Below are 15,404 nucleotides of genomic sequence, written 5' to 3'. Positions count from 1 at the left end.
CCGGCTTCGCGGCCGGCGGCTGCTGCGGGGCCGGCTGGGGCGCCGGCTTGGGGGCGGACGCCGCGGGGTCGCCCGGCGGCGGGGCGACGGGGTGGACCGAGGCGGGCGGGGTCCGCATCACCTCGACGGTCGGGGTCTCCGGCGGCGCCGGCTGCTTCGGCTGCTGGGGCTGCGGCGGAGCGGCCGACGGTGCCGGCTGCGGGATCGGCTTCGCCGCCGGGGCCGCCGGGGCCGCCGGGGGTGCGGCGGCCGGAGCCGGCTTCGGTTGGGGAGCGGCCTTCGGCGCCGGGGGCGGCGTGGGCTCCGGTGCGGGTTTGGGTTCCGGTGCGGGTTGGGGTTCCGGAGCCGGCTTGGCCGGCGGGGCCGCCTTCGCCGCAGGGGCGGGAGCCGGGGCCGGGGTCGCGGCGGAGACCGCGGGGCCACCGAGCCGGGAGGGCAGGGTGGAGGGGCCGCGGGCGGCGAGGTAGCGGGCGATGTCGCCGTGGGAGACGACGCCCTGGACCAGCCCGTCGTCGTCGACGCAGACCGCGAGCCCGGGCGGGGAGAGGATCGCGGCGTCGAGGGCCGCGAGGACGCTCTCGTCCGGGTAGAAGGTGCCGCCGAGCGGATAGACGACCTGGCCCGAGACCACGTCGGTCGGGCCGAGCTTGCTGGTGTCGACCCAGCCGCGCGGGTGCCGCTCGGGGTCGAGGACGAGCAGCCAGTCCTGGTTGTGCTGGGCGGAGATGGCCTTGGCGCGGTCGCCGGTCGCGCCGGCCTGGACCGTCGCCGCGGGGGCGAGGGGCAGGTCGCTGACCGGGAGGAACGCGAGCTTGCGGATGCCACGGTCGCGGCCGAGGAAGTCGGCGACGAAGTCGGTGCCCGGGTGCACGAGCAGCGTCTCCGGCGTCGCGATCTGCACGAGCCGGCCGCCCGTGTCCATGACCGCGATCTGGTCGCCGAGCTTGATGGCCTCGTCGATGTCGTGGGTGACGAACAGGATCGTCTTCGGAGCGGCCTGCTGGAGGTCGAGCAGGTCGTCCTGGAGGTCGCCGCGGACGACGGGATCGAGCGTCGAGAACGGCTCGTCCATCAGCAGGACCGGCGGGTCCGCCGCCAGCGCGCGGGCGAGGGCCACGCGCAGCTGCTGGCCGGTGGAGAGCTGGCCGGGGAACTTGTCGGCGAACGAGAGCGAGAGACCGACACGCTCGAGCAGCGCGTGCGCGAGTTCCCGGGCCTGCCGCGGCTTCGTGCCCATCAGCAGCGGGACGGTCTCGATGTTCTCGACCACCGTGCGGTGCGGGAACAGACCGCCCTTGGCGATCACGTACCCGATCGAGCGGCGCAACGCGGAGCGGCGCAGCAGGGTGTTGGCGGCGCCGTCGATGAGGACGCGGCCCGCCGACGGGTCGACGAGGCGGTTGACCATCCGCAGCAGCGTCGTCTTGCCGCACCCGGACGGACCGACGACGACCGTGATCCGCCCGGTGGGCGCGATGAGACTCAGGTTCTCCACGGCGACAGTGCCGCCGGGGTAGACCTTGGTCACCGCATCGAACTCGATCACCGGGGATCCTCTGTGTCGACGTCCGTGCCCCGGGCCGGGGGACACCTCGATTTCAACCTAACGCCCCACCAGCCCCACCGGTTGGACCCGCGCCACAGACCCGCGGGATGACGTCCCAGCAGCCGAGATTCAGGGGCCGGGGTCGGGGGCGTGCATGGGGATGGGGAGGCCCTGGGTGGTGGCGGCGTCGTCGGCCTCGGGGTAGCCGGCGTCGACGTGGCGGAGGACGCCGGTCGCGGGGTCGTTGGTGAGGACGCGGGCGAGCTTCTCCGCGGCGAGGACGGTGCCGTCGGCGACGGAGACCTGGCCGGCGTGGATGGACCGGCCGATGCCGACGCCGCCGCCGTGGTGGATCGAGACCCAGCTCGCGCCCGAGGCGACGTTGACCATCGCGTTCAGCAGCGGCCAGTCGGCGATCGCGTCGGAGCCGTCGGCCATGCCCTCGGTCTCGCGGTAGGGCGAGGCGACCGAGCCGCAGTCGAGGTGGTCGCGGCCGATGACGATCGGGGCCTTCACCTTCCCGAGGGTCACCATGCGGTTGAACTCAAGTCCGGCGCGGTCGCGCTCGCCGGCGCCGAGCCAGCAAATGCGCGCGGGCAGACCCTGGAACTGCACCTTGTCGCGGGCCTGCCGCAGCCAGCGGGTGACGGTGTCGTTGTCCTTGAACAGGGTGAGCATCGCGTCGTCGGTCGCGGCGATGTCGCGCGGGTCGCCGGAGAGCGCGACCCAGCGGAACGGGCCCTTGCCCGCACAGAACAGCGGCCGGATGTAGGCCGGGACGAAGCCGGGGAAGTCGAAGGCGCGCTCGTAGCCGCCGGTCTTCGCCTCGACGCGGATCGAGTTGCCGTAGTCGAAGACCTCGGCGCCGTTGTCCTGGAACGTCACCATCGCCTCGACGTGACGGGCCATCGACTCGCGCGCCCGGCGGATGCACCCGTGCGGGTCGTCGGCCCGCAGCGCCGGCCAGTCGGAGAACTCGACGCCCCGCGGCAGGTAGGCGAGGGGGTCGTGGGCCGAGGTCTGGTCGGTGACGATGTCGACGGTCGCGCCGCGGGCGATCAGGTAGGGCAGCACCTCGGACGCGTTGCCGAGGACGCCGATCGAGAGCGCCTGCCGCTTGGCCCGGGCGTCCTCCGCCTGCCACAGCGCGTCGTCGAGATCCTCGGCCGCAACGTCGAGGTAGCCCTGCGCGACGCGGCGCTCGATGCGGGTCGGGTCGCACTCGACGACGATCGCGACGCCGCCGTTCATGGTCACCGCCAGCGGCTGCGCGCCGCCCATCCCGCCGAGCCCGGCGGTGAGGGTGACGGTGCCGGCGAGCGTCCCGCCGAAGCGCTTCTCGGCGACGGCCGCGAAGGTCTCGTAGGTGCCCTGGAGGATTCCCTGGGTGCCGATGTAGATCCACGATCCCGCGGTCATCTGGCCGTACATCGTCAGCCCCGCGGCCTCGAGGCGGCGGAACTCGTCCCAGTTCGCCCAGTCGGGCACGAGGTTGGAGTTCGCGATCAGCACCCGCGGCGCCCACTCGTGGGTGCGCAGGATCCCGACCGGCCGGCCGGACTGCACGAGCAGCGTCTCGTCCGCCTCGAGGTCCTCCAGCGAGGCCTTGATCGCGCGGTAACTGCGCCAGTCCCGGGCGGCCTTGCCGGTGCCGCCGTAGACGACGAGTTCCTCCGGGTGCTCCGCGACGTCCGGGTCGAGGTTGTTGTCGAGCATCCGGGACGCGGCCTCCGCCGGCCACGTCTTCGCCGTCCGCTCGCTCCCCCGAGCCGCCCTCACCTCACCCACAGGTCCCCCTCATCTCTGGCGTCGTCATCGCAGCGGCCCCACCACGTTCTGCGCCGCCGCCAGCAGTTCGCCGGACGCGACGGCCTCCACCGCGGCGTCGAGGTCCGGGCTCAGGTGTCGGTCCGGCCCCGGACCCGGTACCCGTTCCCGGAGCGCCGCTACCACCGCGCCGGTACCGGGGGCCGGGGTCAGCGGGGCACGCAGGTCCAGGCCGCGGGCAGCGGTGAGGATCTCGATCGCCAGGACGCGGCGCAACCCGTCGACGGCCCGCCGCAGCTTGCGGCCGGCGTGCCAGCCCATCGAGACGTGGTCCTCCTGCATGCCGGAGGACGGGATCGAGTCCACCGACGCCGGGACCGCGAGCCGCTTGAGCTCGGAGACGATCCCCGCGGCCGTGTACTGGGCGATCATGTAGCCGGAGTCGACGCCCGGGTCCGCGGCGAGGAACGGCGGCAGGCCGTGCGAGCGGTGGACGTCGAGCAGGCGGTCGGTGCGCCGCTCGGAGATCGACGCGAGGTCCGCGACCGCGATCGCGAGGAAGTCCAGGACGTAGCCGACCGGCGCCCCGTGGAAGTTGCCGTTCGACTCGACCCGACCGTCGGCCAGGACGACAGGGTTGTCGACGGCCGCGGCCAGTTCGCGTTCGGCGACGGTGACCGCGTGCGCGAGGGTGTCGCGCACCGCGCCGGCGACCTGCGGCGCGCAGCGCAGCGAGTAGGCGTCCTGGACGCGGGGGTCGTCGGGCCCTGCGTGAGAGGCCACGATCGGCGACCCGGCGAGCAGCATGCGCAGGTTGGCCGCCGCCTCGGCCTGGCCCGGGTGCGGGCGCAGGGCCTGGAGGTCGGCCGCGAAGACCCGGTCGGTGCCGAGCAGAGCCTCGACGCTGAGCGCGGCGGCGAGGTCGGCGTGCCGAACCAGGGAGAGAAGGTCGGCGCAGGCCAGCACGAGCATGCCGAGCATGCCGTCGGTGCCGTTGATCAGCGCGAGACCTTCCTTCTCCGCGAGCACGACGGGGGGAATGCCCGCGGCGGGCAGCGCGTCGGCGGCGAGGACGAGGTCCCCGGCCCGGTTCCGGACGGACCCCTCCCCCATCAGGGCGAGGGCGACCGCAGCCAGCGGGGCGAGATCCCCCGAGCAGCCGAGACTGCCGTACTCCGGCACGACCGGGGTGAGGCCGGCGTTGAGCAGTCCGACCAGGGCGTCCGCGGTGGCCGGGGCGATGCCGGTCCGGCCGGTGGCCAGCGTCCGGAGCCGGAGCAGCATGAGCGCGCGGACCACCTCGCGCTCGACCTCGGGTCCGCTGCCGGCCGCGTGGGAGCGGATCAGGGAGCGCTGCAGGGCGGTGCGCCGCTCCGGCGGGATGTGCTTGGTCGCGAGCGCCCCGAACCCGGTCGAGATGCCGTAGGCCGGGACCGGGGAGGCGGCGAGGGCGTCGACCCGGGCGCGGGACTCGACGATCGCGGCCTGGGCGGCAGCGGACAGACCCACCGGGGCCCCGTCCCGGGCCACCGCGACGACGTCGTCGGCACGCAGGGACCCGGTCCCGATCTCGATGACCGCCCCCATGCGCACCCGCCTATTTCACACCCGGCGGAGTTGTGTCGGTCACGTCCCACGCCGTTTCCGCAGGTGAGGTGAGGCTCTGCGCGGATGACCAGGGTGACGGGGGGTAACGTCGGGGCGATTTATCTCGCCGTTTCACGTTCGCGGCTCGCACGCATCGCCGACTGCCACCTCGCCCGGGAGCACGCTGATGATGACCACCCGCTGGATCGTCGGGTTGGCCATGACCCTCGCCGTTCTGCCGATCGCAGCTCGGCGCGGCTTGTGGCTCTACAAGCTCGCGATGACGGGGCAGCCCGCCCCGGACCGCCTCGCGAACGTGGAGCGGCCGAAGATCGGCGCCGCGATCAAGCGGCAAGTGATCGAGGTCTTCGGGCAGAAGAAGCTGCTCAAGTGGACCGTCCCCGGCATGGCCCACTTCTTCGTCTTCTGGGCCTTCGTCATCCTCGGCACGGTCTACGTCGAGGCCTACGGCGCACTGTTCGACGAGAACTTCGCCATCCCGCTGATCGGCAAGTGGGACCTGCTCGGCTTCGCGCAGGACACCATCGCGCTGCTGGCGCTGGTCAGCCTCGCCATCTTCGCCGCGATCCGCTGGAAGGACTCGCCGGCCCGCAAGGACCGCAAGTCCCGCTTCAAGGGCTCGCACACCGGCGGCGCGTGGCTGATCCTGTTCATGATCGTCAACGTCATCTGGACGATGTTCTGGTTCCGCGGCGCCGCGGCGGCCGCCGGCAACCTGCCGTACGGCGACGGCGCCTACGCCTCCCAGGCGGTGGGCGAGCTCTTCGAGGGCATCGACGACCACGACACGCTCGAGTGGGTCGAGACGGCAGGCCTGTGGGCCCACATCGGCGTCATGCTCGTGTTCCTCGTGATCGTGGTCTACAGCAAGCACATGCACATCTTCATCGCGCCGCTGAACGTCACGTTCGCGCGCAAGCCCGACGGCCTGGGCCCGCTGCTCCCGATGCAGAGCAACGGCAAGCCGCTCGACTTCGAGGACTTCGACGAGGAGACCGACATCTTCGGCCGCTCCAAGGTCGAGGACTTCACCTGGAAGGGCTTCCTCGACTTCGCGACCTGCACCGAGTGCGGCCGCTGCCAGAGCCAGTGCCCGGCGTGGAACACCGGCAAGCCGCTCTCGCCGAAGATGGTCATCCTCGAGCTGCGTGACCACGCCTTCGCGAAGGCACCGTGGCTGCTCGCGTCCGAGGAGGAGCGGGAGAACCTGCCCGAGTCGGTCAAGGCCGAGGCCGAGCGCCCGCTGGTCGCCCCGCTCGACGAGGGCGGCGTCATCGACCCCGACGTCCTCTGGTCCTGCACCAACTGCGGCGCCTGCGTCGAGCAGTGCCCGGTCGACATCGAGCACATCGACCACATCGTCGACATGCGCCGCTACCAGACGATGATCGAGTCGAACTTCCCGTCCGAGGCCGGCGGGATGCTCAAGAACCTCGAGAAGGCCGGCAACCCGTGGGGCATGCCGGCGCGCATGCGCACCGAGTGGACGAAGGACCTCGACTTCGAGGTCAAGGTCCTCGGCGAGGACGTCGAGGACCTGTCCGAGGTCGAGTACCTGTTCTGGGTCGGCTGCGCGGGCTCGCTCGACGACAAGGCGCAGAAGACCACCAAGGCCGTCGCGGAACTGCTCCACATCGCGGGCGTCGAGTTCGCGATCCTCGGCCAGGCCGAGACCTGCACCGGCGACCCGGCCCGCCGCATGGGCAACGAGTTCGTCTTCCAGATGCTCGCCCAGCAGAACGTCGAGACGCTCAACGAGGCCAAGGCCACGAAGATCGTCGCGACCTGCCCGCACTGCTTCAACACCGTCGGCCGCGAGTACGAGCAGCTCGGCGGCAACTACGAGGTCGTGCACCACACGCAGCTGCTCAACGAGCTGGTGGCCAACGGCAAGCTTCAGCCGGTCACCAACGTCGACGGCTCGGCGACCTACCACGACCCGTGCTTCCTCGGCCGGCACAACAAGGTCTACTCCCCGCCGCGTGAGCTCATCTCCAAGGTCGGCGGCCTGCAGTACAAGGAGATGGAGCGTTCGAAGGAGCGGTCCTTCTGCTGCGGCGCCGGCGGTGCGCGCATGTGGATGGAGGAGACGATCGGCCAGCGGATCAACGACAACCGCACCGAGGAGGCGCTGTCGCTGAACCCGGACACCATCGTCACCGGCTGCCCGTTCTGCAAGACGATGATCAGCGACTCCGTGGCCGGCAAGCAGGGCTCGGGCGACAAGAGCGCCGAGGGCGTCCAGGTCATCGACGTCGCGCAGCTGCTCGTCCAGGCGACGCGTCCGGTCAAGGTCGGCGTCGCCGCCGACGGTCCGCAGACCGGCCCGGCTCTGACCGACAACGACCCCGGCGCGGGCTCGCAGGGGACCCCGAGCGAGAACCCCGACCAGATGGCGGACCCGGAGGCGGACCCGACGGGCGAGGGCGGCCGCCCGTGACGGTCGTCGAGAAGGCGGAGCTCTCGGTCGCCGAGGACAAGGCGGACGAGTTCGCGGCGGTCCTGACGAAGGGCGCCGACCTCGTCCGCGGTCCCGGCGGGTGCCGGTCGCTGCGGATCGGCCGCGGGATCGAGCGGCCGAACGTCTTCCTGCTGACCGTCGTGTGGGACAGCGTCGAGCACCACAACGCGTGGCGCGAGACGCCGGCGTTCACCGAGTTCGTCGGCTCGATCCGGGACTACCTGACCGGCCCGACCGGCATGGAGCACTTCGCGACGATCTCCGAGGGCTGATCGCGCGTTCGGCGCCGCGGGGCACCTTCAGTAAGGTGAGGCATTCCTTACCCCCTGGAGGTCCTTGTGAACCGCCTTGTGATCAGCGCCCTGATCACCAGCACGCTGGTGTTGTCCGCGTGCGCCGATGACGACGACGACCTGGTGGCGAGCCCCTCGAAGCCGAGTGCCGCCACCCCGAGCGCAACCCCCACCCCCACCGGGGCTCTGCTGGACTCGGCCTTCGGCACCGCCGGCATCGTGAAGGCGGCGCTCGTGTCCGGAGGCAAGGACCGCTTCAACGCCGTCGCGGTCGGCAAGGACGGCAAGATCTACGCCGCCGGCCTGACCAGCGAGGGTCCGGACCAGAAGATCGCCGTCGCGCGCTTCTCCACCGACGGCGCCAAGGACACCAGCTTCGGTGACGGCGGCGTCGCGAGCGTCAACGTCTCGCCGAACTCCAGCACCGACCCCACCGCCCAGATCGAGCAGGCCCGCAGCCTGGTCTTCCTGGAGGACGGCACCGTCGTCGCGGTCGGCGTCGCCGAGCACGACGCGACGGCCGAGGGCGCCGCCGCGAAGGACAGCGACATCGTCGCGGTCGCCTTCGACAGTGCCGGCAAGCCCAAGAGTGGCTTCGGCACCGACGGCGTCGCGCGCTTCGACCTCGGCACCGGCCACCTCGACGGCGAGGACTTCGTCGGCGCCGACCAGGGCTGGGGCTCCGCCGCGCTGCCGGACGGCGACGGCCTGGTCATCTTCGGCACCACGACCGCGGGTGCGGACCGGGCCGACGGCGACTTCGTCCTGCTCGGGGTCGACGACGACGGCAAGCTCGACGACGACTTCGGTGACGACGGCGTCCTCAAGGTCGGCGACCGGCCGCAGGTCGACAACGCGCGGCACGTCCAGGTCGTCGGCGACAAGCTCGTGGCGACCGGCTACTCGCGCTACACCGACGGCGACAAGACGACCGTCCGGCCGGTGCTGATCCGGGCCTCGCTCGACGGCGAGCTGGACAAGACGTTCGACGACGACGGCATCGCGACCTACGACGGCCTGGGTGCGGTCGCCGAGTCGTACCAGTTCGGCGTCCAGGGCGACAAGTACGTCCTCACCGGCTACGGCAAGGCGAACGACGCCGACAAGGTCGACCTGATCGCGTACCGGTTCAACAACGACGGCGAGTTCGACACCACCTTCGGCGACAACGGCGTCACCCGCATCGACATCACCGGCGAGGACGACCGCGGTCGCAACCTCGTGGTGGCGGGCGACAAGATCGTGTACGTCGGCAGCGGCAAGGTCGACGGGTCGAACCAGGAGGCCATGGTCGTCGTCCTGGACAAGGACGGGAAGCGCGACGCCGCCTACGGCGCGGACGGCGTGATCCTGACCGACCTCGGCACCCCCGGCGACGCCTGGTTCGGCGCCGCCCTGGCGCCCGACGGCAAGACGATCTACCTCGCCGGCTACACCAACATCTCGAACGACAGCGTCACCGCCGACGACGCGGTGCTCGGTCGGCTCACGTTGAGCTGACGCTCGGCACTCAAGGCGGGATACTGCCTTGATGCAGCGTCAGAAGTTTGTCGCGGCGGCGTGCGTCGCGGGCCTGTTCCTCGGGCTCGCGCCGCACGCCGCGGCTGTTTCCGACACCCCCGCGGCGCGGGACGAGAAGCTCACGTTGACGGTCGACGGCCGGGCGCGGACCGCGACGGTACACGTCCCGTCGAAGGCCCCGGGCAGCGCCGGCTACCCGGTCGTGCTCGCGTTCCACGGCCGGCTCGGCGACGGCGCCGGCCAGGAGCGGCTGACGCACCTGAGCGACGTCGCCGACGAGAAGGGCTTCCTCGTCGTCTACCCGGACGGTTACCGGCGCAGCTGGAACGACGGCCGTCCCGATACTCCCGCGAACCGCGCCGGGGTCAACGACGTGAAGTTCGTGCAGCACCTGCTCGACCGGATCGAGAGCCGGTACCGCGTCGACACCCGGCGGATCTACGCGACGGGGATGTCGAACGGCGGCTTCCTCACCCAGCGGCTCGGCTGCCGGCTCGCCGACCGGATCGCGGCGATCGCGCCCGTCGCCGCGACGCTGCCGACCAAGCTCGGCAGCTCCTGTCGACCCGCGAAGCGGATGCCGATGCTCATGGTCATGGGCACCGCCGACCCGCTGGTGCCGTACCGCGGCGGGAACGGGCTGCTCTCGGCTCCGGCGTCGGCGGCGCGGTGGCGCGCCCTGGCCGGCTGCACGGGTACGAGGTCGACGAAGCTGCCGGACCGGCGCAACGACGGGACGCGGGTCGCGGTCGTCCGCGGCACCGGTTGCCGTGCCGCGGTGAAGCTCTACACGGTCACCGGCGGCGGACACACCTGGCCGGGCGGGCGCCAGTACCTCCCCGCCGCGACCGTCGGCCGGACCAGCAAGGACTTCGACGCCAGCCGGACGATCTGGTCGTTCTTCGCGGGCAAGCGGCGCTGACGGGCTCTCGTCCTGACGCTCCGTCAGGACGAGAGACCAGCGACGGGTCGGCGTCCGGGTAACTCCGCCGGAGCTGTGGAATGGCCCGGACGGTCTGCGATGCCGCAGGCTGTCCGCCGACACGAGAACCCCACCCCCGGAAGGACCCACCATGACCGCCGTCGTTCCCACCGACGACGCCCCCCAGCCCGACGCGCGCGCTGCCAACGCCGCACTGACCCTCGACGAGCTCCGCGAGCGCCTGACCGGCGACCTCGTCCGCCCCGGCGACCCGGACTGGGACGTCGCCCGCGCCGCCTGGAACCTCACCGTCGACCAGCAGCCGGCGGCCGTCGTGCTGGCCGAGACCGTCTCCGACGTCGTCGAGACACTGCTCTGCGCCGCCGACCTGGGCCTCGGCGTCGCGCCCCAGGGGACCGGCCACAACGCCGCTCCGCTCGGGCCGCTGGACGGGACCGTGCTGCTCAAGACCTCCCGGATGCGGGGGGTCGACGTCGACCCCGCCGCGCGCGTCGCCCGGGTCGAGGCCGGCGCCCCGTGGGGCGAGGTCACCGCCGAGGTCGCCGCCCACGGGCTCACCGCGCTCGCGGGGTCGGCGCACGACGTCGGCGTCGTCGGCTACACCCTCGGCGGCGGGCTGAGCTGGCTCGGCCGGCACTACGGGCTCGCGTCGAACCACGTCCGCGCGGTCGAGTGCGTCACCGCGGACGGCCGGGAACTGCGCGTGGACGCCGAGCACCACGCCGACCTGTTCTGGGCCCTGCGGGGCGGGGGCGGCGGCCACGCCGTCGTGACCGCGCTGGAGTTCGACCTGTTCGAGGTCCCGGACGTCTACGCCGGCGTCCTGTTCTTCCCGATCGAGCGCGCGGGCGAGGTCCTGCACGCGTGGCGGCACTGGGTGGCCGACGTCCCCGACACCGTCACCTCGGTCGGTCGGCTGCTGCAGTTCCTGCCGCTGCCGGAGCTGCCGGACTTCCTGCGCGGCCGCTCGTACGTGGTCGTCGAGGCCGTCGTCGTGCACACCGCGGAGGCGGACGCGGCCGCGCTGCTCGCGCCGCTGCGGGCGCTCGGGCCGGAGATCGACACGTTCGCGATGACCCCGACCTCGGCCCTGCAGTCGTTGCACATGGATCCCGAAGGCCCCGTCCCCGGCATCGGGGACGGCTACCTGGTCGGGGAGCTCCCGGCCGAGGGGATCGACGCCCTGGTCGCCGCGTGCGGGCCGGGCAGCGGGAGCGCGCTGCTCTCGGTCGAGCTGCGGCACCTCGGCGGGGCGCTGGCCCCGGACGTCATGGCCGGCGGCGCGGTGAGCTCGCTGGCCGGCGAGTTCGCGATGTTCGCGGTCGGGATGACGCCGGGCCCGGAGTTCGCGGCGAAGGTGCGGGCCGACATCGACGCGGTGCAGGAGGCACTGCAGCCGTGGGCGTCCGGCCGGGCGTACGCGAACTTCGCGGAGCGCCGCCGGGCGGGCGCGGTCCTGTTCGGTCCGGAGGCCCACGACCGACTCCAGGCCGTGAAAGCCGTGTACGACCCGGAGAACGTCATCCGGGCCGCCCACCAGGTCACGCCGAAGCTCTCGACCTGAGCCTTGCCGACCAAAAGATACATGCTGTATGAATGGCAATCATGCAGTCTGTATGAATTGAGGTGGGCGCGGTGGCGCGGACGACGGCCCTCGGCGAGTGGCGCGAGGCGAAACTCTCCGGGGGCGCGGTCCTCTACGCCGACCGCGGACAGGGCGCACCGGTCGTGTTCGTGCACGGCCTGCTCGTCAACGCCGACCTGTGGCGCAAGGTCGTCCCGGACGTCGCGGCCGCCGGGTTCCGGTGCCTGAGCCCGGACCTGCCGTTCGGGGCGCACCAGGTCCCGGTCCCGGAGGCGCACCTCAGTCCGGCCGGGGCCGCGGACCTGCTCGCCGAGTTCCTGGAGCACCTGAACCTGCGGGACGTCACGCTCGTCGCCAACGATACGGGCGGGGCGATCACGCAGATTCTGATGACCCGTCACCCGGAGCGAGTCGGACGCGTCGTGCTCGCCTCGTGCGACGCGTTCGAGCGCTTCCCACCGCGGCTGTTCGCGTACCTGCCGCTGCTGGCGAAGCTGCCGGGCTCGATGTGGGTGATGGCGCAGACGCTGCGGATGCGCTGGACGCACAACCTGCCAATCACCTTCCGCTGGATCACCAAGGGGCGGTTCGACGAAGAGACGATCGAGTCCTTCCTCGGGCCGACGCGGCGCAGCGCCGGGGTGCGCGCGGACCTGCGCCGGTTCCTGCGCGGGATGAAGCGCCGGCACCTGCTGACCGCCGCGGAGCAGTTGCCGGCGTTCGACAAGCCGGTGCTGCTGGCGTGGGCGAGCGAGGACCGGATCTTCCCGGTGGCGGACGCGTACCGGCTCGCGGGGGTGCTGCCGAACGCGGAGGTCGTCGAGATTCCCGACAGCTACACCTTCCTCCCCGAGGACCAACCCCAGCGCCTGGCCGAGGTGGTGGTGCGCTTTGCTGGGCGACATGACGCAGCCGACGCAAGCCCGCGCCACGCGGACGCGGGCCGTGCTGCTGGCGACCGCGCGTGAGCTGTTCACCGATCCCGGCTACGACGAGGTCTCGCAGGAGCGACTGGTCGCCGCGGCGGGCCTGACCCGGGGCGCGCTGTACCACCACTTCAAGGACAAGCGGGACCTGTTCCGCGGCGTCCTGGAGGAGCTCGAGACCGAGCTCACCGCCGAGCTCGAGGAGGTGCTCGGCGGCGGGCCGGACTTCCTCTCGGCGACGATCGCCGGGCTGCAGGCGTTCCTCGACGTCTGCCAGCAGCGGCCGGCGTTCCGGCAGATCGTGGTCCTCGACGGGCCGCGGGTGCTGGGCTGGTCGGCGTTCCGGGAGATCGAGGAACGCTTCTCGCTCGGGATGCTCGAGCGGCACTACGAGCGGGCGGTCGCGGAGGGGCTGACGCTCGTCGCCCCCGTCGATGTCCTGGCCCGGATGGCGTTGGCCGCGTCCATCGAGGCCGGCCTCGTCCTGGGGGACGCCGCCGACCCGGGGCAGGCCCGGGCGGACGTCGAGGCCTCGCTGGTCGCGATGTTCGCGGCGACGGTCGGGGCCTGATCTCGCCTCAGCGCTTGTTCTTGGGCAGCGGCCGCGAGGGGTAGCCGGTGTCGAAGTGCTGGTAGTCCTTCGTGGCGATGTTCTGCCAGATCCAGCCCTCGTTCGTGAACAGGCGCCAGACCAGGCCGCCCTTGAGGATCTTCCCCTTGCCGGGGGTGCGCTTGGCGTACTTCGCCGACGGCTCCCACTTCCCGGTGCGCGGGTTCACCCAGGGGTTGCGGAACGGGTTGATGTCGATCGCGCGGCCGTTGGCGTGCGGTGACTTCATGGCCGGCGAGTTCGCCTCGCTCGGGCGGCGGCAGTTGTAGGCGGAGGTGTTGTTCGCCTTCATGCTGCGCTGGTCGCTGCCGTTGTAGTGCTCGACGGGGATCATCCGCTGGATCGGGAAGCGCTCCTCGAAGAGCCGGGTGAAGATCCGCTTCACACTGCCCGCGACGTCCCCGCGGACCACGAGTGCCCCGCGGTGGACCTTCCCGTCGAACCCGTAGTGGTTGATCTCCAGTCGGCGCAGGTTCTTCCGTTTGACGGGGCAGTTCTTCCCCGCCATCCCGACCGCGACCATCCGCTTCCATTCGGCCTTGCTCACCACTCGGACGACCGGGTCGGCCGTCACGGCCTGGGTCGTGGTGCCGGGCGGCGCGGCGGGGCCGGCGCTGCGGTCCGTCCCCTCGGGGGCGCAGCCGGCGACGAGGATCGCGGCGAGCAGGAGGGCACCGACTGTCGTGCGCATCCGTCGAGGGTAGAAGCTGAGCCCATGAGCGACGACGCGACGCGGGATCTCTCCCACAGCCGGTCGATCGAGGTCGCGGCCTCCCCGGAGGCCGTGTACGACCTGGTCTCCGACGTCACCCGGACCGGCGAGTGGAGCCCGGTCTGCCGGGAGTGCTGGTGGGACGAGGGCGCGACGGGGAAGGTCGGGGACGTCTTCACCGGCCGCAACGTCCTTCCGGAGCGCACCTGGGAGACCCGGTGCACCGTGATCGCCGCCGACCGCGGCCGGGCCTTCGGGTGGGAGGTCGGGGACCGCTACGTCCGCTGGCTCTACTCGATGGAGCCGATCGACGCCGGCACCCGCCTCACCGAGGCGTGGGAGTTCCTCCCGAACGGGATCGCCATGTTCCACGAGCGCTACGGCTCCGACGCCGAGGCCGAGATCGCAAAACGGATCGACCTCGCCCACACCGGGATCCCCGCGACCCTCACCGCCATGAAGCGGATTGCCGAGTCAGCCTGACCCGCTAGACTGCGGGCCCTGACTGCTCCACGGGGGCAGTCAGCGCGGGTGTAGTTCAATGGCAGAACATCAGCTTCCCAAGCTGACAGTGCGAGTTCGATTCTCGTCACCCGCTCCACGGAGAACTTGCTCTGACCTTGGGTTTTGTCCCCGGTCGAGATCCCGCCCCTCCCCCTCTGGGCGACTCCCGTAAACCTGCCCCGCTGGCGTTAGCCCATGGGTCGCCCACAGCTGCAGAAGCCTGCGCGTCCGACCGCCGTCGTCATCCGCAGACTCCCGTCTTCGGGGCGGACGTCGTCGCCGCCACCCGGGCTGAACTCCGTACGCCAGAATGATGATGCTCGTTGATCGCGCTTCTGCTGAGTGGAGCCAGGGTGGACGACCGGCCGTCGCAGTGGCTTCTCGGCGACTCGCGGCTGGCCCACCTGATCGCGAAGCAGATCGGGGTTGGGTGGTGGTACGCGACCGCACTCGCCCTCGCGCTCTGTGCCGGTCTCCTCGGCCTGCTGGCACCCGGCGCCTATTGGATCGGAGCGCCACTCGCCGGTGTTCTTGCCGTGGGCCTCATGGCATGGCGCATCAACCGCCGCCATCAGGAGCGCCGCTCTTGAGCGTTCTGAGCGCGTTCAGCGTCGGATCTACTAGCTCGCCTTCTGCGTCTTCAGGCTGCGCGCCATCAGCGCTGCGTCTCGAACACGATCGCAATGACGCCGACCACGATCCAGAGCTGCACTAAGGGCGCGCGCCTCGACGTCTGGAGGGACCTCGCTTGCCCCTCCGCCGCACTCCCGATGTTGATGCCTGCGCCGCGCCAGGATCCCTTGCGGCGTAGGGGTTCTGGGTCTTGTGCTGGTCGGTGGCAACCCCTATACTCGAACATGCGTTCTGCATATCTGCTTGAGTGCAGTAGCATTTGATGGGTGAGCGAGGAACGACCCGTCGGTGGTGC

The 15,404-nt window shown here is 71.7% G+C and carries 13 protein-coding genes and 1 tRNA gene; 10 read left to right on the top strand and 4 right to left on the bottom strand.

The genetic code is table 11. The annotated features are described in order from the left end of the window. The 3 genes from ABD401_RS24640 to hutH form a co-directional block, all read right to left on the bottom strand. A partial coding sequence (locus tag ABD401_RS24640) for an ATP-binding cassette domain-containing protein (RefSeq protein ID WP_344609803.1) occupies positions 1–1,546 on the bottom strand: 1,546 nt, incomplete at its 3' end. Positions 1,547–1,675: 129 nt separating this feature from the next. Beyond that, positions 1,676–3,334, bottom strand: coding sequence for a urocanate hydratase (locus ABD401_RS24635; RefSeq protein WP_344609801.1), 1,659 nt, complete (start codon positions 3,332–3,334; stop codon positions 1,676–1,678). A gap of 24 nt (positions 3,335–3,358) precedes the next feature. Further along, on the bottom strand, positions 3,359–4,900 hold the full coding sequence (hutH, locus tag ABD401_RS24630; RefSeq protein WP_344609799.1) for a histidine ammonia-lyase: 1,542 nt from the start codon (positions 4,898–4,900) through the stop codon (positions 3,359–3,361). 190 nt (positions 4,901–5,090) lie between these two features. Here hutH and ABD401_RS24625 point away from each other — a divergent pair, with 190 nt between their 5' ends. The 7 genes from ABD401_RS24625 (at position 5,091) to ABD401_RS24595 (ending at position 13,221) form a co-directional block, all read left to right on the top strand. After that, on the top strand, positions 5,091–7,361 hold the full coding sequence (locus tag ABD401_RS24625; RefSeq protein WP_344609805.1) for a (Fe-S)-binding protein: 2,271 nt from the start codon (positions 5,091–5,093) through the stop codon (positions 7,359–7,361). Continuing rightward, positions 7,358–7,654 (top strand): putative quinol monooxygenase, encoded by a 297-nt coding sequence (locus ABD401_RS24620; protein ID WP_344609797.1) that lies wholly within the window; start codon positions 7,358–7,360, stop codon positions 7,652–7,654. The genes ABD401_RS24625 and ABD401_RS24620 overlap by 4 nt, the downstream gene beginning before the upstream one ends. A 66-nt stretch (positions 7,655–7,720) precedes the next feature. Further along, positions 7,721–9,175, top strand: coding sequence for a delta-60 repeat domain-containing protein (locus ABD401_RS24615; RefSeq protein WP_344609795.1), 1,455 nt, complete (start codon positions 7,721–7,723; stop codon positions 9,173–9,175). 31 nt (positions 9,176–9,206) lie between these two features. Further along, complete coding sequence (locus ABD401_RS24610) at positions 9,207–10,118, top strand: extracellular catalytic domain type 1 short-chain-length polyhydroxyalkanoate depolymerase (RefSeq protein ID WP_344609793.1); 912 nt, start codon at positions 9,207–9,209, stop codon at positions 10,116–10,118. 151 nt (positions 10,119–10,269) lie between these two features. Further along, the gene (locus ABD401_RS24605) at positions 10,270–11,703 is read left to right on the top strand and encodes an FAD-binding oxidoreductase (RefSeq protein ID WP_344609791.1); all 1,434 of its coding nucleotides are present in this window, start codon (positions 10,270–10,272) and stop codon (positions 11,701–11,703) included. 71 nt (positions 11,704–11,774) lie between these two features. Continuing rightward, positions 11,775–12,692 carry an alpha/beta fold hydrolase gene (locus tag ABD401_RS24600; protein ID WP_344609789.1) on the top strand — a complete coding sequence of 306 codons (918 nt, stop codon included), beginning with the start codon at positions 11,775–11,777 and terminating at the stop codon, positions 12,690–12,692. Next, positions 12,628–13,221, top strand: coding sequence for a TetR/AcrR family transcriptional regulator (locus tag ABD401_RS24595; RefSeq protein ID WP_344609787.1), 594 nt, complete (start codon positions 12,628–12,630; stop codon positions 13,219–13,221). The genes ABD401_RS24600 and ABD401_RS24595 overlap by 65 nt, the downstream gene beginning before the upstream one ends. A 7-nt stretch (positions 13,222–13,228) precedes the next feature. Here ABD401_RS24595 and ABD401_RS24590 read toward each other — a convergent pair whose 3' ends face one another. Beyond that, a complete protein-coding gene (locus ABD401_RS24590; protein WP_344609785.1) occupies positions 13,229–13,951 on the bottom strand; it encodes a M15 family metallopeptidase in 723 nt (240 codons plus the stop codon). Between the two features lie 24 nt (positions 13,952–13,975). On the opposite strand from ABD401_RS24590, the gene ABD401_RS24585 reads away from it, so the two are divergent. The 3 genes from ABD401_RS24585 (at position 13,976) to ABD401_RS24575 (ending at position 15,066) form a co-directional block, all read left to right on the top strand. Continuing rightward, positions 13,976–14,455: an SRPBCC family protein gene (locus ABD401_RS24585; protein WP_344609783.1), complete on the top strand. Its 480-nt coding sequence runs from the start codon at positions 13,976–13,978 to the stop codon at positions 14,453–14,455. Positions 14,456–14,499: 44 nt separating this feature from the next. Beyond that, a tRNA-Gly gene (locus ABD401_RS24580) sits at positions 14,500–14,573 on the top strand. Positions 14,574–14,829: 256 nt separating this feature from the next. Then, positions 14,830–15,066 carry a hypothetical protein gene (locus ABD401_RS24575; protein WP_344609781.1) on the top strand — a complete coding sequence of 79 codons (237 nt, stop codon included), beginning with the start codon at positions 14,830–14,832 and terminating at the stop codon, positions 15,064–15,066. Positions 15,067–15,404 lie beyond the last annotated feature (338 nt).

The organism is Sporichthya brevicatena (assembly GCF_039525035.1).
GTDB lineage: Bacteria > Actinomycetota > Actinomycetes > Sporichthyales > Sporichthyaceae > Sporichthya > Sporichthya brevicatena.
Note: the sequence above shows the minus strand (reverse complement) of the source record. Positions and strands in the feature narration are given on the sequence as shown.